Origin of the sequence: Pseudomonas sp. (genome assembly GCF_036404235.1) — a bacterium.
Classification (GTDB): domain Bacteria; phylum Pseudomonadota; class Gammaproteobacteria; order Pseudomonadales; family Pseudomonadaceae; genus Aquipseudomonas.
Genome location: NZ_DASWOT010000078.1, coordinates 14,516 through 34,195 on the forward strand (window position 1 = coordinate 14,516; position 19,680 = coordinate 34,195).

Annotated in this window: 19 protein-coding genes; 7 read left to right on the plus strand and 12 right to left on the minus strand. The window is 57.7% G+C overall.

All coding sequences use genetic code 11. From position 1 onward, the window contains the following. Nucleotides 1–131: 131 nt before the first annotated feature. Entirely contained in the window at nt 132–1,187 is a 1,056-nt protein-coding gene (gene bioB / locus VGC62_RS09695) for a biotin synthase BioB (RefSeq protein ID WP_331186858.1), read from the minus strand. A gap of 110 nt (nt 1,188–1,297) precedes the next feature. Between bioB and VGC62_RS09700 the strand changes: the two genes are divergently transcribed. Then, nucleotides 1,298–2,032: a ComF family protein gene (locus VGC62_RS09700; protein ID WP_331186859.1), complete on the plus strand. Its 735-nt coding sequence runs from the start codon at nt 1,298–1,300 to the stop codon at nt 2,030–2,032. Nucleotides 2,033–2,148: 116 nt separating this feature from the next. Here VGC62_RS09700 and VGC62_RS09705 read toward each other — a convergent pair whose 3' ends face one another. Together VGC62_RS09705 and VGC62_RS09710 are read right to left on the minus strand one after the other, a co-directional pair. Beyond that, nucleotides 2,149–2,451 (minus strand): cell division protein ZapA, encoded by a 303-nt coding sequence (locus VGC62_RS09705; protein WP_331186860.1) that lies wholly within the window; start codon nt 2,449–2,451, stop codon nt 2,149–2,151. Then, nucleotides 2,448–2,681, minus strand: coding sequence for a hypothetical protein (locus tag VGC62_RS09710; protein WP_331186861.1), 234 nt, complete (start codon nt 2,679–2,681; stop codon nt 2,448–2,450). The genes VGC62_RS09705 and VGC62_RS09710 overlap by 4 nt, the downstream gene beginning before the upstream one ends. A gap of 342 nt (nt 2,682–3,023) precedes the next feature. On the opposite strand from VGC62_RS09710, the gene VGC62_RS09715 reads away from it, so the two are divergent. Next, nucleotides 3,024–4,649 carry a methyl-accepting chemotaxis protein gene (locus tag VGC62_RS09715; protein ID WP_331186862.1) on the plus strand — a complete coding sequence of 542 codons (1,626 nt, stop codon included), beginning with the start codon at nt 3,024–3,026 and terminating at the stop codon, nt 4,647–4,649. A 444-nt stretch (nt 4,650–5,093) separates the two neighbouring features. Here the strand turns inward: VGC62_RS09715 and gbcB are convergent, their stop codons facing one another. Beyond that, a complete protein-coding gene (gene gbcB, locus VGC62_RS09720) occupies nt 5,094–6,194 on the minus strand; it encodes a glycine-betaine demethylase subunit GbcB (protein ID WP_331186863.1) in 1,101 nt (366 codons plus the stop codon). 327 nt (nt 6,195–6,521) lie between these two features. Between gbcB and gbcA the strand changes: the two genes are divergently transcribed. Then, the gene (gene gbcA / locus VGC62_RS09725) at nt 6,522–7,820 is read left to right on the plus strand and encodes a glycine-betaine demethylase subunit GbcA (protein ID WP_331186864.1); all 1,299 of its coding nucleotides are present in this window, start codon (nt 6,522–6,524) and stop codon (nt 7,818–7,820) included. A 232-nt stretch (nt 7,821–8,052) separates the two neighbouring features. Here gbcA and VGC62_RS09730 read toward each other — a convergent pair whose 3' ends face one another. Then, nucleotides 8,053–8,346 (minus strand): hypothetical protein, encoded by a 294-nt coding sequence (locus VGC62_RS09730; protein ID WP_331186865.1) that lies wholly within the window; start codon nt 8,344–8,346, stop codon nt 8,053–8,055. 283 nt (nt 8,347–8,629) lie between these two features. On the opposite strand from VGC62_RS09730, the gene VGC62_RS09735 reads away from it, so the two are divergent. Then, complete coding sequence (locus VGC62_RS09735; protein ID WP_331186866.1) at nt 8,630–8,833, plus strand: hypothetical protein; 204 nt, start codon at nt 8,630–8,632, stop codon at nt 8,831–8,833. Nucleotides 8,834–9,323: 490 nt separating this feature from the next. Here the strand turns inward: VGC62_RS09735 and VGC62_RS09740 are convergent, their stop codons facing one another. The 6 genes from VGC62_RS09740 to VGC62_RS09765 form a co-directional block, all read right to left on the minus strand. Continuing rightward, nucleotides 9,324–10,127 carry an electron transfer flavoprotein subunit beta gene (locus tag VGC62_RS09740; protein ID WP_331186867.1) on the minus strand — a complete coding sequence of 268 codons (804 nt, stop codon included), beginning with the start codon at nt 10,125–10,127 and terminating at the stop codon, nt 9,324–9,326. Then, nucleotides 10,117–11,337 carry an electron transfer flavoprotein subunit alpha/FixB family protein gene (locus VGC62_RS09745; RefSeq protein ID WP_331186868.1) on the minus strand — a complete coding sequence of 407 codons (1,221 nt, stop codon included), beginning with the start codon at nt 11,335–11,337 and terminating at the stop codon, nt 10,117–10,119. Before VGC62_RS09745 ends, VGC62_RS09740 begins: the two co-directional genes overlap by 11 nt. Then, the gene (dgcB, locus tag VGC62_RS09750) at nt 11,334–13,298 is read right to left on the minus strand and encodes a dimethylglycine demethylation protein DgcB (RefSeq protein WP_331186869.1); all 1,965 of its coding nucleotides are present in this window, start codon (nt 13,296–13,298) and stop codon (nt 11,334–11,336) included. Before dgcB ends, VGC62_RS09745 begins: the two co-directional genes overlap by 4 nt. Nucleotides 13,299–13,433: 135 nt before the next feature. Then, nucleotides 13,434–15,494, minus strand: a complete 2,061-nt coding sequence (dgcA, locus tag VGC62_RS09755) for a dimethylglycine demethylation protein DgcA (RefSeq protein ID WP_331186870.1) — start codon at nt 15,492–15,494, stop codon at nt 13,434–13,436. 15 nt (nt 15,495–15,509) lie between these two features. After that, the gene (locus VGC62_RS09760) at nt 15,510–16,040 is read right to left on the minus strand and encodes a DUF5943 domain-containing protein (protein WP_331186871.1); all 531 of its coding nucleotides are present in this window, start codon (nt 16,038–16,040) and stop codon (nt 15,510–15,512) included. Nucleotides 16,041–16,252: 212 nt separating this feature from the next. After that, on the minus strand, nt 16,253–17,230 hold the full coding sequence (locus VGC62_RS09765) for a dipeptidase (RefSeq protein WP_331186872.1): 978 nt from the start codon (nt 17,228–17,230) through the stop codon (nt 16,253–16,255). Nucleotides 17,231–17,458: 228 nt separating this feature from the next. On the opposite strand from VGC62_RS09765, the gene VGC62_RS09770 reads away from it, so the two are divergent. Both VGC62_RS09770 and VGC62_RS09775 read left to right on the plus strand, forming a co-directional pair. After that, the gene (locus VGC62_RS09770; RefSeq protein ID WP_331186873.1) at nt 17,459–17,863 is read left to right on the plus strand and encodes a lysozyme inhibitor LprI family protein; all 405 of its coding nucleotides are present in this window, start codon (nt 17,459–17,461) and stop codon (nt 17,861–17,863) included. A gap of 48 nt (nt 17,864–17,911) precedes the next feature. After that, the gene (locus tag VGC62_RS09775; protein WP_331186874.1) at nt 17,912–18,349 is read left to right on the plus strand and encodes a DUF3010 family protein; all 438 of its coding nucleotides are present in this window, start codon (nt 17,912–17,914) and stop codon (nt 18,347–18,349) included. Between the two features lie 39 nt (nt 18,350–18,388). Here the strand turns inward: VGC62_RS09775 and VGC62_RS09780 are convergent, their stop codons facing one another. Continuing rightward, the gene (locus tag VGC62_RS09780) at nt 18,389–19,342 is read right to left on the minus strand and encodes a GlxA family transcriptional regulator (protein WP_331186875.1); all 954 of its coding nucleotides are present in this window, start codon (nt 19,340–19,342) and stop codon (nt 18,389–18,391) included. Nucleotides 19,343–19,531: 189 nt separating this feature from the next. On the opposite strand from VGC62_RS09780, the gene VGC62_RS09785 reads away from it, so the two are divergent. After that, a partial coding sequence (locus VGC62_RS09785; protein ID WP_331186876.1) for a 3-keto-5-aminohexanoate cleavage protein occupies nt 19,532–19,680 on the plus strand: 149 nt, incomplete at its 3' end.

A 19,680-nucleotide genomic window follows, 5' to 3' on the forward strand; every position in this document is an offset into this window, starting at 1 on the left:
GTGAGGCTTGCCCGCGAAGAGGCCAGTCCAGACGATAAGTGTCTAACGGCTGAAAAGCTTCGCGGGCAAGCCTCGCTCCAACGGGATCGGTGCTTGCCAACAGACGACGCGGTAGACGAAAGACAGGGAAATCAGACCGCGGCGTCGTAAAACAGCGCGCTGCTCTTCTGCTCGACCAACGCTTGCTCAATGGCTGCCTGATGGACTTCATCGGAGTGTTCTTCACGTGCTTCTGGCTGGATGCCCAAGCGCGAGAACAGCAACATGTCCTTGTCAGATTGTGGGTTGGCGGTGGTCAGCAGCTTGTCACCGTAGAAGATCGAGTTGGCACCGGCGAAGAACGCCAGGGCCTGCATTTGATCGTTCATGGCTTCACGTCCAGCCGACAGGCGCACGTGGGATTGCGGCATCAGGATGCGCGCCACCGCCAGCATGCGGATGAAGTCGAACGGGTCGATGTCCTCAGCGTTTGCCAGCGGTGTACCGGCGACTTTCACCAACATATTGATCGGCACCGACTCAGGGTGCTCTGGCAGGTTGGCCAGTTGGATCAGCAGATTGGCGCGGTCGTCCAGCGACTCGCCCATGCCTAAAATGCCGCCGGAGCAGATCTTCATCCCTGAATCACGGACATACGCCAGCGTTTGCAGGCGCTCGCTGTAAGTGCGGGTGGTGATGATGCTGGTGTAGAAGTCTGGCGAGGTGTCCAGGTTGTGGTTGTAGTAATCAAGGCCTGCGTCGGCCAGCGCTTGAGTCTGGTCCTGGTCCAGACGCCCTAGCGTCATGCAGGTTTCCAGCCCCATGGCCTTCACACCTTTGACCATCTCCAGCACATACGGCATGTCTTTGGCAGACGGGTGCTTCCAGGCGGCGCCCATGCAGAAACGCGTCGAGCCAATAGCCTTGGCGCGGGCAGCCTCTTCCAGCACTTGCTGGACCTGCATCAGCTTTTCTTTCTCAAGGCCGGTGTTGTAGTGACCGGACTGCGGGCAATACTTGCAGTCTTCCGGGCAGGCGCCGGTTTTGATCGACAGCAGGGTCGAGACTTGCACGCGGTTGGCGTCGAAATGAGCGCGATGCACGGTTTGCGCCTGAAACAGCAGGTCATTGAAGGGCTGTGTAAACAGCGCCCTGACCTCGGATAAAGTCCAGTCGTGACGCAGGTTGGCATTGATGCTGGCGCTCATGGGCGGCTCCTTGGTGTTTTTTGGCGAGTGCCTGGATGGTTCAGCGTATTTGGCTGAAACCGAAAGTCCACAGGCACCACACGGATGTTCGGCATATTTAAGGAAGAGGCATGCGCTGTCAACCACACAACACACGCCAGGTTTACATCTGGTTAAATAATGATCAATTCTGCTTGCTGTGCGACGAAAATACAGGGACAGACCGATCGATTTGCGAAGCGTGCGAGACCGACCTGCCATGGCTTGGAGATCAGTGTGAACGCTGCGCACTGCCAATGCCTCTGTCGGATTTGACCTGTACCCAATGCTCCATCAACTCGCCTGCCTTCAATGAGGTCGTCGCGGCATGGCTTTACGACTTCCCCGTCGACACTCTGGTCACACGTTTCAAGCATCAGGGCAAATGGCCCATGGGGCGCCTGTTGGCTGAGCTGTTTGCGCAGTTTCTGCAATACCGGTTTAACGAAGGACTCGCGCGTCCGGACATCCTGCTGCCGGTGCCACTGGGCACCAAGCGATTGCGTCAACGGGGCTACAACCAGGCGGCAATGCTGGCGGGTTGGCTGGGCGCGTCTTTGCAGCTTGCGGTCAATGAGCGCCTGCTCAAGCGAATCAAGCAAACCCCTGCGCAACAGGGGCTGGACGCCAAGTCGCGAAAACGTAATTTGCTGGGGGCGTTTGAATTGGATGCTGGCGCAGAGGTGCGCGGCAAACACATTGCGCTGATCGATGATGTGCTGACGACAGGATCGACCGCCGATGTGATCGCCCGCATGTTGAGACAAGCCGGGGCGCGACAGGTGGATGTCTATTGCCTGGCGCGCACGCCCAAGCCTGGGGATTGAGCCAACATAATCAGCGTCTGGGATAAGTACCAAGAGGACATCTGCCAACGAAATGTCAGGTCCACCGCGTCATCGTTCATCGCGGGCGAGCGCGCGCCAACAATAAAGACGCTAAATCAACCCTGCCCAATCGCCTTGGAAATCACTTCAACCGTTGCACTGACCTGCTGCTGACAGCGGTCCAGTTCTTCCTGATGCCGCTGATTGAGCTCGACCTGTTTCGAACACAGGTTTAACGCCGCCAGCACCAGCAGCCGGTCACCGATCAAAGTAGGGTAATTGCGCTTGGTCTCGGCCAATGCGGTTTTGAGCATGACCACTGCGTCCGTCAGCGCCTGTTCTTGTCCTTGCGGGGCCTTGATCGAGTAGTCGTTGCCCAGGATGGACACGACGTTTACCCCTTCGCGATTGATGATCATGCGCTTGCAGCGCTGACACCGGTTGCACGATCAACCAGGGCCTGAATGCGTGCGGCGGTGGCGCCGTGTTTTTCTTCCTGCTCCATCAGGCTCAACTGCAAGCTGTCGTTGTCATCCTTGGCTTGTGCCAACTCGGCGGCGAGTTGTGCGTTTGAGTTTTGCAGGTCCTGGTTCTGTTGTACCAGGTCACCGACCAGTTGTTCCAACTGGCTAAGGGATGCTTCCAACATTTTGATTTCTCGAGCAAATTTCAATGGGTGCGTACGATAAAGAAAAGACGCTGCACACACCAGAATGATCTGGACTACAACCCAGATAAAACTCCAGTCGCTTAGCGCTGTTCGATCCTTCAATGACGAAAACGCATTAGGGCCCTGTTGACTGCGATTTGCGTATCTTGTTCCTGCTGCTCGTCAGACCAACGCTCATGTCGCCCATTTAGGCATTCATTTGAAAGAACAGTCCAACGGTTGAGCGTACAGCTCAAGAGTTCTGCTGAACGACCGATAGCCATGCATGCCAGGCTTTTTACCTGCGCCACCGCATGGAACGCGCCTCCTTCAGGAACTGACATGTCCCTACGTAATATGAACATCGCGCCGCGTGCATTTCTTGGATTCTCGATCATTGGCCTGCTGATGCTGATCCTCGGCGTATTCGCGCTGGTTCAGATGAGTCTAATCAACAACAACGCAGTACAGATCACTGCGAACACCGTGCCCAGCATCAAAAGCCTGGACAGCCTGAACGATGCCAGTATGCGCCTGCGAGTGCTGTCCTATCGCCTGCTGGTCAACCGTAACGACAGCGACATCCAAAAAACCATCGAACGGCTGGCCTCGCGCAACAAACAGATAGACGACGCTCAAAACAGCTATGTAAAGCTGATTTCGGGAGATGATGAGCGGGCGGCTTATGATCAATACTTGACGCTGCTGGCCGAGTACCGCCAACTGGAAAACCAGATGAAGGCGTTGAGTCAGGCGAATAAACTCGATGAACTGAGCAACCTGGTCAACGTCAGCCTGCAAAACAACTCCGATCAAATGAACACAGTGTTGACCCAACTGGTCGAGATCAATACTCAGCAGATGAACCGTGCCAGTTCGTCTGCTTCCACGCAGTATTCAAGCGCCATCACACTGGTCGTCGCGTTGCTGATCATTGCCACTGTGTTGACGTTACTGTTCGCCTGGCTGCTAACCAACAGCATCACTCGCCCTATTTCGGCCGCGCTGCATGCAGCTGAAGAAATCGCCGCAGGCGACCTGACGCACACCGTCAAAGTTGACGGGACAGATGAAGCGGGTCGCCTGATGGCGGCGATGTTGAAGATGCAATCCAATCTGCGTGACACCCTGCAGCGCATCTCGGGTTCGGCAACTCAACTGGCATCGGCAGCAGAAGAACTGAACGCGGTCACCGACGAAAGCGCACGCGGTTTGTCGCAGCAGAACAATGAAATCGAGCAAGCAGCAACGGCCGTCAATCAGATGACCAGCGCGGTAGAAGAAGTCGCGCGTAACGCCGTCAGCACCTCGGAAGCCTCTAAAAACGCCACCTCGTCTGTCAGCGATGGCCGCGACCTGGTGCAGGAAACCGTCAGTGCCATCGAACGCATGAGCGCCGATGTGCAAAGCACCGCGCAGTTGATCGGCAATCTGGCTAACGAGTCTCGCGACATCGGCAAGGTGCTGGACGTGATTCGTGGCCTGGCAGACCAGACCAACCTGTTAGCGCTCAATGCCGCCATTGAAGCGGCCCGTGCGGGTGAGGCCGGTCGAGGTTTTGCGGTAGTGGCTGACGAAGTACGTGCGCTAGCGCATCGCACACAGCAATCGACCAGCGAAATCGAACGCATGATCGGCAGCATTCAGGGCGGCACCGAACAGGCCGTAGACTCCATGCGCAGCAGCACCGAGCGTGCAGAATCGACCTTGAACATCGCCAAAGGCGCCGGTTTAGCGCTGGACACCATTAACACCGCAGTAGTGGAAATCAACGAACGCAATCTGGTTATCGCCAGCGCATCCGAAGAGCAAGCTCAAGTGTCACGAGAAGTGGATCGCAACCTGGTGAACATCCGAGACCTGTCGACCCAATCAGCCACCGGCGCCCACCAGACCACCGCCGCCAGCAACGAACTGTCGCGCCTGGCAGTTGATTTGAACAGCATGGTTGCGCGCTTCAGGTTGTAAACGCCAACAAGGGGACCGATTTTATTTACATCGCTTCACCGTAAATAAATCTGTCCCCGGACCGTCACCTGGCGGTTGATTTGAACAGCAGGGTTGCGCGCTTCAGGCTGCAAGCGCCAATAAGGGGACTGATTTTATTTACATCGCTTCACCGTAAATAAATCTGTCCCCGGACCGTCACCGCTGCCAGCAACCAACTGTCGCGCCTAGCGGTTGATTTGAACAGCATGGTTGCGCGCTTCAGGTTGCAAGCGCCAATAAGGGGACTGATTTTATTTACATCGCTTCACCGTAAATAAATCTGTCCCCGGGCCGTCAGCAACCAACTGTCGCGTCTGGCGGTTGACTTGAACAGCATGGTTGCGCGCTTCAGGTTGCAAGCGCCAATAAGGGGACTGACTTTATTTACACGCTTCACCGTAAATAAATCTGTCCCCGGGCTGCTCAATACTCAATCCGCACATCGCCCTTCGGCACACTGCAGCACGACAGGATGTAACCCTCTTCCACGTCGTCATCGGTGATGCCGCCGTTGTGCTCCATCTCCACCTCGCCGCTCAGCTTCATCACCTTGCATGTCCCGCAGATGCCCATGCCGCAGGCTTTCGGGATCATCAGGCCGAGCTTGGCGGCAGCGGCGTGGACGGTTTCGCCTGGCCCCACGCGAATACTCTTGCCAGTCTCGGTAAATTCCACCTGATGCAGATTAGCGATGTCGATTTCCGGTGCGTCCGCCGCCTGTTCTGCATGTTCCACGGCGTCTGCACGCGCTTCGGGCGGTGTCGCACCGAAGGACTCTTCGTGGTACTGCGCCATGTTGAAGCCGTTGGCCTCCAGCAGGCGCTTGATCGCGTTCATGTACGGCGTCGGGCCGCAGCAGAACACTTCACGTTCCATGAAATCCGGCGCCATCAGCTCAAGCATTTTCTGGTTCAGGTAACCGCGATAACCCGCCCACGGCTCACCCAAGCCATGCTTCTCGCACACGATGTGCAGGCTGAAGTTGTTAATCCGCGAGGCCATGTGCTCCAGCTCGCGGTGGTAAATGATGTCCTTGGGTGAACGGGCGCTGTGTACGAAAACCATGTCGACATTGGCATTGGTGTCGTAGAACCAGCGCGCCATGGACATCACCGGCGTGATCCCGACACCCCCGCTCAAGTACAGAATCTTCGGGTTCGGGAAGTCTATGGCATTGAACAGACCGACCGGCCCGTGGACCGCAAGCTCTTGCCCCTCATGCAACGTATCGTGCAGCCAGTTCGAGACCTTGCCGCCCGGCACACGCTTGATGGTGATGGAAAAGCTGTACGGCACCGATGGCGAACTGGAGATGGTGTAAGAGCGCATGATCGGCACGCCCTCTATCTCCAGCTCCAGAGTGACGAACTGCCCCGGCTTGAAGAAGAACAAAATCGGCTGGTCGGCCATGAAGCAAAAGGTGCGAACGTCCCAGGTCTCCTGGATCACCTTGACGACACGCACGAGGTGGCGGCCATTGGCCCAGGTCTGGGTGTTGACCGGGCTGAGGAAACTTTGGGACATGCTCAATCTCCGCGGCCAACGTTGGCCTCTTATGGTGAGGATTCTGCGTAACGGAGCAATCGCCTATTTACCTATCTGCGACATTCACATGCTTATGGCGACCAGCCCCATGCCAGTGGGGTTACGTCGTCGGAAACGGATGCGGCCATGTCGCCCATAGATAAGGTTAGGTTCGCGCCCGGCTCCACACTCGCCGCTAAACGATTACGACTTTTTTATACATAAACATGAGCGACAGATCACAACGTCGCCTGGCGTGCCAAACCCAACACAACCGTATTAGCCACATTCGCCGTCTGCCTTGAGGCAGTCATGAGGATTTGAAAGATGGACGTCACCGCAACTTTGAGCTTGGGCGATCCGCTGGAACCCGCACGCAAGGCCACTGCCGAGATGCTGCAAAACCGCGAGCGCACGTACTCGCTGCCGCAGCCTTTCTACAGTGATGACCGGCTGTTTGAAATCGACATGCAAGAAATCTTTCAAAAAGAATGGCTGATCGCAGGCATGACCTGTGAGATCCCGGCCAAAGGCAACTTCCTGACCCTGCAGATCGGCAAAAACCCGATCCTTGTGGTGCGCGGTCCGGATGGTTCGATCAACGCCTTTCACAACGTCTGCCGCCATCGCGGCTCGCGCCTGTGTACCAAAGAGAAAGGCAAAGTCGCGAAACTGGTGTGCCCTTACCATCAGTGGACATACGAACTCGACGGCCGCCTGCTGTACGCAGGCACGGAGATGGGCGACGACTTCGACATGAAGCAGTTCGGTCTAAAGCCTGTGAATTGCAAAACGTCGGGCGGTTATATCTTCATCAGCCTGTCGCAGAACCCGCCAGCCATCGACGAGTTCCTGCAGACCCTCAATCACTACATGGAACCGTACGACATGGAAAACACCAAGGTGGCGGTGCAAACCACCTTGATGGAAAAAGCCAACTGGAAGCTGGTGATGGAAAACAACCGCGAGTGCTACCACTGCAATGGCTCGCACCCTGAACTGCTGAACACCCTGCTGGAATGGGACGACGTCACCGACCCGCGCGCCAATCAGGCGTTCAAGGATCATGTGGCTGAATCCGCGGCAGCGTGGGACGCCGAGAAGATCCCGTTCGCCCATGCAAGCTTCGGCTTGCGTAACCGCATCGTGCGCATGCCGCTGCTCAAGGGCACCGTATCGATGACCCTGGACGGCAAGCAGGGCAGCAAAAAACTCATGGGCCGCATCAAGAACCCAGACCTGGGCTCAATGCGCATCCTGCACCTGCCGCACTCCTGGAACCACTGCATGGGCGACCACGTGATTGTGTTCACCGTGTGGCCGATCAGCGCACAGGAAACCATGGTCACCACCAAATGGCTGGTTCACAAAGACGCCGTTGAAGGCGTGGACTACGACATCGCACGCCTGCGTGAAGTCTGGGACGCCACCAACGACCAGGACCGTCGCCTGGCCGAAGAAAACCAACGCGGCATCAACTCCGTCGCCTACCAGCCCGGCCCGTACTCCAAAACCTACGAGTTCGGCGTGGTTAACTTCATCGACTGGTACAGCGCCCGCCTGCTGGAAAACATGGGCGCAGAGCCTGCGCCGTATTTGAAGGGTGTGGCGGTTAATCACGAGTAAGTGTTGTAGCAGCCCAGGCTGGTCGTTCCTCCGCGCTGCGGGGGAACGCAGCCCGGCCTCGCTCCAAAAAATCTTCACCACAATCCCGTTGGCGCGAGGCTTACCCGCGAAGCCTTCACCGCAGTGCCATCACAGGAGAACTCGCTGTCTTTGAAGCGTGTAGCGGTTAATCACGAGTAAGGCCTCTACCGCTTGCAGGGACCTTCGCGGGCAAGCTTCGCTCCAACGAGTCTCATCCTGGCTTGACCGAACGTCTCACCTCCAGCAAATCCAACCCATCTCTGAGCAGCAAATACGCCGCACCCGCAAAGCGCGACAGATCTCGGTCGCAGGTGTTGTTGATGCTCATGCACGAAAGGCTTTCGAGCAGATCAGTAGCGGCCTGTATGCGTGAGGTGGCGCAATCCTGAAGATCCTCGGCACAGGCATGACTGTCGATGAAGAGGGTAGATGTTTTGCTGGAGTGGGCTGCGAGGGGAATGTAGCGATTTTTTAGCGCTATTTCGGACAAATCTGGAGGGTTCATAAGTTCGGTTCTCGTAGATAGAAAGAACCGCCGACATCGTGACCAAGCGATGGGTGGCGGACTGTGCACAGGTTGGTCAACCGGGAGAACACGCAACCGGCACGCCCGAAGGCGTCCCATACACAGCCGCCATAAAGCATGCAGTCATCAAAGACGACTGCAATATTATAGTGACGCGCACGCGTGTTATTACGAGTGACCAAACCCGGTCGCTGATTTTGCAGCGACGGCGCGAACTATAGAGGCGCGGGTATAGCTGTGCAAGTGAGCTTGCCGATAGTGCATGGCCCGTCAAGAAGACGATTTTGATCATATTTCAACCAAATCCCCAAGACATCAACCCCGCCGCAGCTCCGGCGAATCCACGAACAACTTATCCACAGCTCAACCCACAGCAATTGTGGGAAAGCGCTGGTGGTGCCCTGGTAAAAAATCAAAAAAATCCATGACTTATGAGAAGTACTCAATTCGCAATGCACTTGATTGATTTTTGACCAGACCTCTACAAGCTATGGTTTATATGGCTTTAAGAGGACAGCGAACACCTTATCCACAGAAGCGCCAACAGAGATTGTGGGCAAGTCACCGACGTCGGTGGTTTTCTGTGGAGAAGTGAGCAAAGTGGCGAGAACTAGATCGATTCCCCCCGAAATTTTTCAAAGAAATGTCAACTTGATCATTATTTAACCATGAGCCTGAACGCCCTGTTTTATATGGCTCATAGGCGATAGCAAACATCTTATCCACATAAGCGCTAACAGAGATTGTGGGTAAATAATGAACGCAGACGCCCCAAACTTTAAAGATAAATCCTTTAAAAACCGCCACATAAGGATGATCAAAATTCGTACAACTGGTTACAGGCCTTACTACGCTTGGCCTTTGACTGTTCTCAAACAGGTTATCCACAGGCGGATCAACAGCGATTGTGGGTAATGCGGCGCCTTGGGTCGTGCGGATCTATAAATTGCGATTACTTACCGAACCACACCCTCTTCAACCAACAACTTCAAAATCGCCGCCGCGCCCTCTTGAGCAGTTACACCCTTGAGCACTTGACCCCCGCCGCCACTCGCTTTGGCGGTTGCAGCTTTCATGCGATCCGCTCCGCTTTTAGCTTTGATCACCTTTAGGCGCTTGGGACGAGGTTTTGCAGGGGTCAGTTCGGAGTTTATGAGTAACTCGTCGATGATCACTTCAATGTCTTCAACTTCAAGCGAGCCACGTTGCGCGGGGCCATAGGCGCTTTGCCGGGGTTTGGGTGCTGCGTTATCCACAGTCGCCAAAAACGGCAACCGCACTTTCAACCGGCGACGCTGACCTCGCGGCAAGGCTTGCAGCACTTGAGCCACACCACTGTCGATGGATTCGACCTCCGCCATGCCGACCACCAAAGGCCAACCCAGCTTCTCCGCCAGCAAATACGGCAACATCCCCGAGCCCTCGCCGGTTTCCGCCTGGCTGCCGGTCAGCACCAGTTGCACGCCGGATTCGCGAATGTAATCGGTAATTGCTGGCAGCGCATCGGCGCCTTGAGGCTGTTCCAGCACATGCAATTCGTCCAGGCCCATGCCCAGATAAGCGCGCAATGCGGGCTCCTCGACGTTACCGGCGTGCAGCACGTGCAAGTTATCCCCAGCCAATTGCAAACCAAGTTCCACCGCTCGGGCGTCTTGTTCAGCACGGCGCGGGCGGCCGGAAGTTGGGTGCGCACCAATGGAAACCAGGCTGATGACGTGCAGCGGGTTTTTATCCACAACCGATTTTTTTTCAGGCTGCATCGCGTTTCGCCCCATTGCGGTATTGCTCAACGGCGTCAATCAGCGCGTTGAGGATGTCGGCGCTTTCGCCAATCACTGACAGATCGGCACGTTTGATCATGTCGCAGCTCGGGTCGAGATTGATCGCCACGACCTTGTCGCACGCGCCAATCCCTTGCAAATGCTGGATCGCGCCAGAGATACCCACCGCCACGTAGACACGCGCAGTGACCCAGGTGCCGGACGCGCCGACCTGACGATCCCGCGCCATGAAGCCATCGTCCACCGCCACGCGTGACGCACCTTCGGTAGCGCCCAAGGCTGCTGCCGTGCGATGGAACAAGCCCCAATCCTTCACGCCGTTGCCACCGGAAAAGATGAATTCGGCCTCGGCCATGGGGATAAGTGCTGGATCGACAGCGACGGCTCCCAGATCCTCAATACGCGGCAAGCTGCGTGCGAGGGTTGTGGATAACTCCACGGGCAACGCTTCATGACGGGTTTCGCTGACGGGTTCGGCGCATTCGACGGCGCCCAGAATCAATCGCGCCAACGGCCGCGATAAGTCTTCGCGGCCAGCACCGGCGCGGCCTGTGCAACTTTCGTCTTTAACTTGCCAGACGCGCGTCGCCGGGCGTTCGCCCAAGCTTGCGGCAAAGCGACGGCCCAACTCGCCACCGCCGTTGCGGCTGTCGGGCAGCAGCCAGTGCCGTGGGTCGAACTGGTTATCCACAGCCCGCAGCCCTTGTACCCGCTGCTCCGGGGAATAGCCGCTGAACTCGCGACCTTGCAGTACCAACAAACGATCAACGCCAGCGGTTTCGAAAGCACTTTCTTTGTGCTCGCCGAACACCACGGCCAATACCGCCCCGTCCTTACCCGCCAAGCTGTGCGCCAAGCCCAGCACGTCGCGGTCGTGGCTGCTCAAACGACCGCCGACCATGTCCGGCACGACAGCGATATAGAAAGCAGGCGCGGCCACCTGATGCAGCGGCAATTGCACTTCAACGGATACCGAGCGTTTGACCGCCCCGCCCTGTTGCGCGCCGCTGCGGTCAATCCGCTTGATGCCGTTAGGACCGATGAAACCAATGCCATGCACGTTCTTGCGGATGACACCGTTGGGCCCCATCCAGCTGGTTTGCGCTGGCTGCATGGCGGCATGCAACGGGTGCAGGCGGTTGCGGGCGATCCATTCTGCACGAGGGTCGCGGCGGATTATGTCGCTCATATATGCACCTCTGCAGGCTCACGTTTGATTGGCGCTGGCTTGCTGGGGATAACGTCTTCTAACAAGGCATCGGCGACCAGTTCGGCAATGTCCTTGATCAGCGGACGCGGTTCGACCACGCCTTCGAGCATCGCCGTACATTGTGGGCAACCCACAGCCACCAGTTCGGCGCCGGTTTCACGGATGTCCTCCATGCGCATATCAGGGATGCGTTGCTTGCCCGCAATGTCAGTGATCGGCGCGCCGCCACCACCGCCACAGCAGCGGGAACGGAAACCGGAGCGCTGCATTTCCTTGACCTCGATACCCAGCGCACGCAGCACTTGGCGGGGCGCCTCGTATTCGCCGTTGTACCGACCGAGGTAGCAAGGGTCGTGATAGGTGACGCTGGAGCCCTTGTGTTGAGCAAGTTTCAGGGCTTTGCCGCCGATCAGCTCGGCCATGTAGGTGCTGTGATGCTGCACGAGGTAGTTGCCGTCGAACGCGCCATATTCATTTTTAAGCACATGAAAGCTGTGCGGATCGCAGGTGACGATGCGCTTGAAGCTGTATTTGGCAAGCGTCTGGATGTTGCGTTTAGCGAGCATCTGAAAGGTCGCTTCATCACCCAGTCGGCGCGCTACGTCGCCACTGTCGCGCTCTTCAAGTCCGAGTACGGCGAAGTCGACGTTGGCAGCTTTGAGGACTTTGACGAAGGCGCGCAGGGTGCGTTGGTTGCGCATGTCGAACGCGCCGTCGCCGACCCAGAACAAGACGTCGGTGGTTTTTTTCACGCTGAGCAGGTTCAGATTCAAGTCTGCCGCCCAGTTCATCCGCCCACCTGGTGCGAAGCCGCCTGGGTTGTCGGTGGCGATGAGGTTTTCCAGGACTTCGGCCCCCTTGTTCGGGGTCGCGCCTTTTTCAAGCGTCAGATGACGGCGCATGTCGACGATGGCGTCGACGTGCTCGATCATCATCGGGCACTCTTCCACGCACGCACGGCAGGTGGTGCAGGACCACAAGGTTTCTGCATCCACCAGGCCGTTGACGATGGGTTGATGCGGGTTGCCGCCGTGCTCGCCGAGGGGTTTTCCAGCCCCGTCTAGAGATGGATAAGGGCTGCCGGCGAACTTGGCATCGGTGCCGCCCGCCAGGCCGACGACCATGTCCTGGATCAGCTTTTTCGGGTTCAGCGGCTGGCCCGCAGCATAAGCCGGGCACGCCGCTTCGCATTTACCGCACTGCACACAGGCGTCGAAGCCCAGCAGTTGGTTCCAGGTGAAATCCTTGGGTTTTTCCACGCCCAGTGGCGCTTTTGGATCACTGAGGTCCAGCGGTTTCAAACCTGTAGAACGGCCGCCGCCAAAGCGCTCGGCGCGACGGTGCCAGGCCAGGTGCAACGCGCCAGCAAAGGCGTGTTTCATTGGGCCGCCCCAGGTCATGCCGAGGAACAATTCGCACACGCCCCACAGCACGCCGATGCCGAGGATGGTCGCCAGCACCCAACCGCCGAAGTCTTGCGGCAGAATGCCCGCGACCGGCAGGGTCAGTACGAAGAAGCTCGCAGAGAACGCCAGCAGGCTTTTCGGCAGGCGCATCCATGGGCCTTTGGACAGGCGAGCCGGAGGATGGCGACGGCGCAGGAACATGAAGATCGCGCCAACAAACATCGCCGCCGAAGCCAGTAAAAGGGCGTAACCGAGGATGCGACTGTGCAAGCCCAAGCCGTGGACCAGAATCGCCAGCACGATGGACGCCACCGCGCCACCCGCCGTGGCGACGTGGGTATTGGCGATGTATTTGTCCCGCGCAACAACGTGGTGCAGGTCGACCATGTAGCGCTTGGGCATCGCCAATAGCCCGCCCAGCAGATCGACCTTGGCCGGGCGACCGTTGCGCCACAGCAGCATCCGCTTCGCAGCGCCGAGCACAGCAAGCCCCAGCGCGGCGAACAGCAGGATGGGAAGAAGGGTGTTTAACATGTGGAGCTCCCAAAGACCTCAGGTCTTGCGAGGATTGTTGGAGCAAGGCGTGCCCGCGAAGCTCACTACGCGGTGTGCCCTGACACCACGCGGTGCATTCATTCGCGGGCACGCCTCGCTCCAACAGGTTCTGGCTTAAAAGTCTTTGCAGAGCCGCAGCGCGTCGTAGATGGCGGCGTGTGTATTACGCTGCGCCACGCAGTCACCGATGCGGAACAGCAAGTAGCCCTCACCCGGCTGGCTCAACGACGGTTGTGGCTGAATGGCGAACAAGGCTTCGATGTCGATCTGGCCTTTGTTGCGCGAGTCCTCTTTCAGCCCGTAGTAGAGCGCCTCGTCTGGACGCACGCCGTTTTCTACTACGACTTGATCGACCACGCGCTCCTCTTTGGCTCCGGTGTATTCGTTCTCTAGCACCGCCACCAGCTTGTCGCCTTCGCGATAGACCTTCTCCAGCATCATGTCGCCGGTCATGATCACTTCTTTGGGGTACATGCTGCGGTAGTAAGTCGGGAACGACGTACCGCCGATGGCCACACCCGGCTTGATGTCGTCAGTGACGATCTCGACCTGGCTGCCTTTGTCGGCCAGGAAGTCGGCCGTGGACATGCCGGTGAATTCGCAAATGGTGTCGTAGACCAGCACGTTTTTGCCCGGTGCCACCTTGCCGTCGAGGATGTCCCAACTGCTGACGACCAATCCTTCGGCTGCGCCCCAATGCTCGTTCTGCTCGATGAACGGATGACCACCGACAGCAAGAACCACCACATCCGGGCGCAAGTCCATGATGGTGGCAATGTCAGCCGCTGTGCCCAGGCGAAGATCGACCTTCAGCCGTGCCAGCTCCAATTGGAACCAACGCGTGATACCGGCAATCTGGTCACGCTGCGGTGCTTTCGAGGCCGTGGTGATCTGCCCGCCAATCGCGTCCTTCTTTTCGAACAGGGTCACATCGTGGCCCCGTTCTGCCGACACACGCGCTGCTTCCATCCCCGCAGGGCCGGCACCGACGATCACCACTTTGCGTTTGACGCCGGTGGTTTTCTCGATGATATGCGGCACGCCCATGTACTCACGCGAAGTCGCGGCGTTCTGGATGCACAACACATCCAGCCCCTGATACTGGCGGTCGATGCAGTAGTTGGCGCCGACGCACTGTTTGATCTGGTCGATCTGGCCCATTTTGATCTTGGCGATCAGGTGCGGGTCAGCAATGTGCGCGCGGGTCATGCCGACCATGTCGACATAGCCACCCTCCAGAATGCGCGTGGCCTGATTCGGGTCCTTGATGTTCTGCGCGTGCAGCACCGGCGCCTTGACCACTTCCTTGATACCGGCGGCCAAGTGCAGAAACGGCTCCGGTGGATAACTCATGTTCGGGATGACGTTGGCCAGGGTGTTGTGGGTATCGCAACCCGAGCCGACCACGCCGATGAAGTCAATCATGCCGGTCTGGTCGTAATACTTGGCGATCTCCTTCATGTCTTCATGGCTGAGACCATCGGGGTGGAATTCGTCGCCGCAAATACGCAGCCCGACGCAGAAATCAGGGCCGACTTCCTTGCGCACGGCCTTGATCACTTCCAGACCAAAACGCATGCGGTTTTCGAAGCTGCCGCCCCATTCATCGGTGCGCTTGTTGACCCGCGGGCTCCAGAACTGATCGATCAAGTGCTGATGCACCGCCGACAACTCGACGCCGTCCAGGCCGCCGGCCTTGGCACGGGCCGCAGCGCTGGCGTAGTTGCCAATCACCCGCCAGATTTCTTCCGGCTCGATGGTTTTACAGGTCGCGCGGTGTACCGGCTCACGGATGCCCGATGGCGACAGCAAGGTCGGCCAATGGTCGCCGTCCCAACGCGAGCGACGGCCCATGTGAGTAATTTGAATCATGATCTTGGCACCATGCTTGTGCATGGCGTCAGCGAGATTCTGGAAGTGCGGGATGATTTTGTCGGTCGCAAGGTTCACCGACTTCCACCAGCCTTGAGGGCTGTCGATGGCAACGCTGGAAGACCCGCCACAAATGGCCAGGCCGATGCCGCCTTTGGCTTTCTCCTCGTAGTACTTCACGTAACGGTCGGTGGTCATGCCGCCATCGGTGGCATAGACCTCGGCGTGCGCGGTACTCAGGACGCGGTTGCGAATGGTGAGTTTGCCTATTTGGATAGGCTGGAACATTGCTTCGAAAGCCATGACAGAAACCTCGACTTACAACGGCTTGACGATAAACAGGCCGTCGTCGTGACCTTCTTCCGAGCCGCTGTAGACCTGCTCGGCGACAGTGCGAACGGAGCTGCCTTTGGCGGCGAGAATCTGATCCATGGCACCGGCAAACCAACCCGTGAACATGTAATCGACCTTGCGCCCGACCTTGCCGTATACGTAGACAAAGCACGAGTGCTCCAGCTTGACGCTGGCGGTGCCTTTTTCCAGGTCGATATCCTGGATTTTGAACAGACCCCAACCGCGCTGGGACAGACGATTCATGTAGTGCTCAAACACCGCAACGCCTTCGATACCGTGGCATTCGGCTTCTTTCTCGCACCAATGCCAGGCGGATTTGTAGCCGGCTTTGTATAGAATCTCGGCGTACGCGTCAGCGCCCAGGACTTCTTCGATGCCCATGTGGTTATTGACGAAAAAATGACGTGGCACGTAGAGCATCGGCAGTGCATCGGACGTCCAGACACCGGTTTCGCTGTCGACTTCGATTGGCAATTGCGGGGCGATTTTGGCCATGGAAAGGTAACTCCAGAATTCGTTTAAGAATTAACAAAGCATCAGCTTTGTTTTAATAAAAAGCGGCGATGGATGCCTTTGGAGCCGTAGCGAGCGCGTTGAGAGCAAGGAAGGACCGGAACGACAAGCGAGAGCAGTACCAATGTACGGCGAGCTTGGCGTGAGGACCTGACGCAGCTATCGACGGGCGCAGTAGGCTCCAGAGGTATTCACTATTCGCCCCAGACGTCGGCCAGTACGCGCACCCAGTTCTCGCCCATGATCTTGCGCACAACGCGCTCGGAATGACCGCGTTTGAGCAGGGTTTCTGTCAGGTTCGGGAACTCACCAACGGTGCGGATGCCCAGCGGGTTGATGATCTTGCCGAAGCTGGTCAGGCGGCGGGCGTAGCCCTTGTCATGGGTCAGGTATTCGAAGAAGTCCTGGCCGTGGCCCTGGGTGAAGTCAGTGCCGATACCGATGGCGTCTTCGCCGACGATGTTCATCACGTATTCGATGGCTTCTGCGTAGTCGTCGATGGTCGAATCGATGCCCTTGGCCAGGAACGGCGCGAACATGGTCACACCGACGAAACCGCCGTGGTCGGCAATGAACTTAAGTTCCGCGTCGGATTTATTGCGTGGATGTTCTTTCAGACCCGAAGGCAGGCAGTGGGAGTAGGTCACTGGCTTTTTGGATTCAAGGATGACTTCTTCGCTGGTCTTGGAGCCCACGTGGGACAGGTCGCACATCACCCCGACGCGGTTCATTTCGGCGACGATTTCACGACCAAAACCCGACAAGCCGCCATCACGCTCGTAACATCCGGTGCCGACCAGGTTCTGGGTGTTGTAGCACATCTGTACGATGCCGACGCCGAGCTGCTTGAAGATCTCGACATAGCCAATCTGGTCTTCAAAGGCATGGGCGTTCTGGAAGCCGAACAGGATGCCGGTCTTGCCCAGCTCCTTGGCTTTACGGATGTCAGCGGTGTTGCGTACCTGGATCACCAGATCACTGTTTTCGCGAATCAGTTTTTGGCTCGACGCGATGCTGTTGACCGTCTGCTGAAAACCTTCCCACACCGAAACCGTGCAGTTGGCCATGGTCAGGCCGCCTTTGCGCATGTCTTCGAACAGCTCACGGTTCCATTTGGCAATGATCAGCCCGTCAATAACGATGCTGTCGGCGTGCAACTCGGCTGGGCTCATCAGGCTGTCCCCTTTAGGTTAATCACGCGCCGAATCGTCTGCCGGCGCTTTGGGGCCAGCATATGCCTGAGGGTCGGCCGAGCCGGGTGCAAAAACGACAAGGGGTTTGCCGAAAGCGTCAATAAACGACAAAGGCCGACAGCGTGCGTCTGCCACCTGCGTTTGATACCTGTTCTTTGGGTCGCGCTTGGGCGAGAATCTGACGCATCACTGAATCGGGACGACGCAATGAAAACGATTTTGCTGGCTTTGGCTCTGTTCGCAACGGGCGCGCATGCAGCGCAAGACCCTGACTCCACACCGTGCGATGGCGTCGACGAGGACAAACAAACGCTGGAATGTTCGGTATACAGCCGCGACACCGCCGCCAAACTGCTCGACGAGAACTTTCAGAACCTGCTGGAGCGGGTACAAACCCAGTTCGGCGCCAACAAAGCCCAGGCCGACGAGTTCACCGCCAAGCTGAAAACCGCGCAAGAGGCGTGGAAGAAGTTGCGTGAGGCCGATTGCGCGGTCGAAGTCTTCCCCGACAAGCCCGGCACCAAGGATTACACCATCAGCCAGAACGACTGCCTTGCGCGTACCAGCGACGAGCGCTCCGAGTACCTGGAAACCATCGCCCAATCGGATTGATCGGCAAATGAGATACCCTGACGCCCTTCACGAGCTCAAGGCATCCTCATGACAATCTGTGGTGTAGAAATCAAAGGCAGCGAAGCCATTTTCGCTGTCGCCTCCCGCGCAACTGGCGTACTTGAACACCTGCCACTGGCCACCAAAAAGATCGCTCTGGAAGATGACGACGAATCGGCCAACGTCAAAGCCTTCGCCGCGTTGATCGGCAAGTTCGTGAGCGATAACGGCATCACCCGGATCGCCATCAAAAAACGCAACAAGAAAGGCGAGTTCGCTGGCGGCCCGACCACATTCAAGATCGAGACGATCTTTCAGTTGCTGGAAGATTGCGAGGTGACGTTGCTGTCGCCACAAACGATCAATGCCCAGTTCAAAAAGCACAACTTCGAACTGCCCGCGGCGCTGAACAAGTATCAGCATGAAGCGTATAAAGCGGCGTGTTCGGCGTTGATGAAAGACGGGAAGTATTCATCGCCCTGTTAATCGCCTCGCGAATGAATTCGCTCCTACAGGGACCAGGACTCACGCAGACACGGTTTTCTTTTCCCGCCGATCCTCCCTCGGACACCACGCAAACCGCGCCCGATAACTTCGGGTGAAATACGACGGCGATTCAAAGCCACACGCGATGCTCACTTCCAGCACGCTCATGTCGCTCTGGCGCAGCAGTTGACGCGCCTTCTCCAAGCGCAGGCCCAGGTAGAAGTTGCTGGGGGTGTCATTCAGGTGCAGCCGAAACAAACGCTCCAGTTGCCGACGCGTGACTTGAATGCCTTCCGCCAACTCCAGGGTACTCAACGGCGGCTCGGTGTGTTGCTCCATAACGCCGATCACCTGCACCAGCTTTTTGTTGTTGATGCCGTAACGCGTGGCGATCTGCATACGCTGGTGGTCCTTGCGCGGGCGAATACGACCCAGCACGAACTGCTCCGAGACCTTGATCGCCATATCCGCCCCATGCGCCTGGCCGATCAGGTCGAGCATCATGTCGATGGAAGCCGTGCCGCCTGCCGAGGTGATGCGGCGGCGGTCGATTTCGAACAGCTCCTGGGTCGCCTGCAATTTGGGGTAAGACTCTTTGAACGCATCCAGCGCTTCCCAGTGCAAGGTCAGGCGATAACCGTCCAGCAAGCCTGCTTCGGCCAGTACAAAGCTGCCGGTATCGATGGCGCCCAGCGTCACGCCTTCGTGGTCTAGACGGCGCAGCCAGTGTTGCAGCGCAGGGGTGCAGCATTTCAGCGGATCAACGCTGCCCATCACCCACAGCGTCGCGCCCTTCTTCAGCGGCTCCAACGCGGTATCGGCGTTGACCGACATACCGTTGCTGGCGATCACTGCCCCGCCGTCGAGGCTCAACACATGCCAACGGTACAACTCGCCGCCGAAACGATTGGCGACACGCAATGGCTCGACGGCGGATACAAAACCCATCATCGAAAAGCCGGGCATGAGCAGAAAGTGGAAATCCTGCGACATCGTTGGCACGTTCCTTGGGGAGTTTTTTGGAGGGTTCACCATTGTGTAGCAGCACAGGTCGCTGCTGTGCAAGAGCTGGTCGCCGCTGTGCGTTTTCGCGGGCTGACGGCTGCGTAGCTTTGCATCTCAAAAGCGGGCAGCGAAAAGCCTGCGCCTTTCAAACACGCCGAGCCTGCAAGGAACCCAAACATGAATCACGACGTCATCATCACCTGCGCACTGACCGGTGCTGGCGACACGACCGGGAAAAGCCACCTGGTCCCGATCACGCCGAAACAGATCGCGGCCGCTGCGGTCGAGGCTGCCAAGGCTGGGGCGACCGTAGTCCATTGCCACGT

Bases quoted from the DNA above. Each gene is read 5' to 3' on its own strand.
- bioB (WP_331186858.1), bottom strand. From the start codon at position 1,187: ATGAGCGCCAGCATCAATGCCAACCTGCGTCACGACTGGACTTTATCC.
- VGC62_RS09700 (WP_331186859.1), top strand. From the start codon at position 1,298: ATGCGCTGTCAACCACACAACACACGCCAGGTTTACATCTGGTTAAAT.
- VGC62_RS09705 (WP_331186860.1), bottom strand. From the start codon at position 2,451: ATGATCATCAATCGCGAAGGGGTAAACGTCGTGTCCATCCTGGGCAAC.
- VGC62_RS09710 (WP_331186861.1), bottom strand. From the start codon at position 2,681: ATGTTGGAAGCATCCCTTAGCCAGTTGGAACAACTGGTCGGTGACCTG.
- VGC62_RS09715 (WP_331186862.1), top strand. From the start codon at position 3,024: ATGTCCCTACGTAATATGAACATCGCGCCGCGTGCATTTCTTGGATTC.
- gbcB (WP_331186863.1), bottom strand. From the start codon at position 6,194: ATGTCCCAAAGTTTCCTCAGCCCGGTCAACACCCAGACCTGGGCCAAT.
- gbcA (WP_331186864.1), top strand. From the start codon at position 6,522: ATGGACGTCACCGCAACTTTGAGCTTGGGCGATCCGCTGGAACCCGCA.
- VGC62_RS09730 (WP_331186865.1), bottom strand. From the start codon at position 8,346: ATGAACCCTCCAGATTTGTCCGAAATAGCGCTAAAAAATCGCTACATT.
- VGC62_RS09735 (WP_331186866.1), top strand. From the start codon at position 8,630: ATGGCCCGTCAAGAAGACGATTTTGATCATATTTCAACCAAATCCCCA.
- VGC62_RS09740 (WP_331186867.1), bottom strand. From the start codon at position 10,127: ATGCAGCCTGAAAAAAAATCGGTTGTGGATAAAAACCCGCTGCACGTC.
- VGC62_RS09745 (WP_331186868.1), bottom strand. From the start codon at position 11,337: ATGAGCGACATAATCCGCCGCGACCCTCGTGCAGAATGGATCGCCCGC.
- dgcB (WP_331186869.1), bottom strand. From the start codon at position 13,298: ATGTTAAACACCCTTCTTCCCATCCTGCTGTTCGCCGCGCTGGGGCTT.
- dgcA (WP_331186870.1), bottom strand. From the start codon at position 15,494: ATGGCTTTCGAAGCAATGTTCCAGCCTATCCAAATAGGCAAACTCACC.
- VGC62_RS09760 (WP_331186871.1), bottom strand. From the start codon at position 16,040: ATGGCCAAAATCGCCCCGCAATTGCCAATCGAAGTCGACAGCGAAACC.
- VGC62_RS09765 (WP_331186872.1), bottom strand. From the start codon at position 17,230: ATGAGCCCAGCCGAGTTGCACGCCGACAGCATCGTTATTGACGGGCTG.
- VGC62_RS09770 (WP_331186873.1), top strand. From the start codon at position 17,459: ATGAAAACGATTTTGCTGGCTTTGGCTCTGTTCGCAACGGGCGCGCAT.
- VGC62_RS09775 (WP_331186874.1), top strand. From the start codon at position 17,912: ATGACAATCTGTGGTGTAGAAATCAAAGGCAGCGAAGCCATTTTCGCT.
- VGC62_RS09780 (WP_331186875.1), bottom strand. From the start codon at position 19,342: ATGTCGCAGGATTTCCACTTTCTGCTCATGCCCGGCTTTTCGATGATG.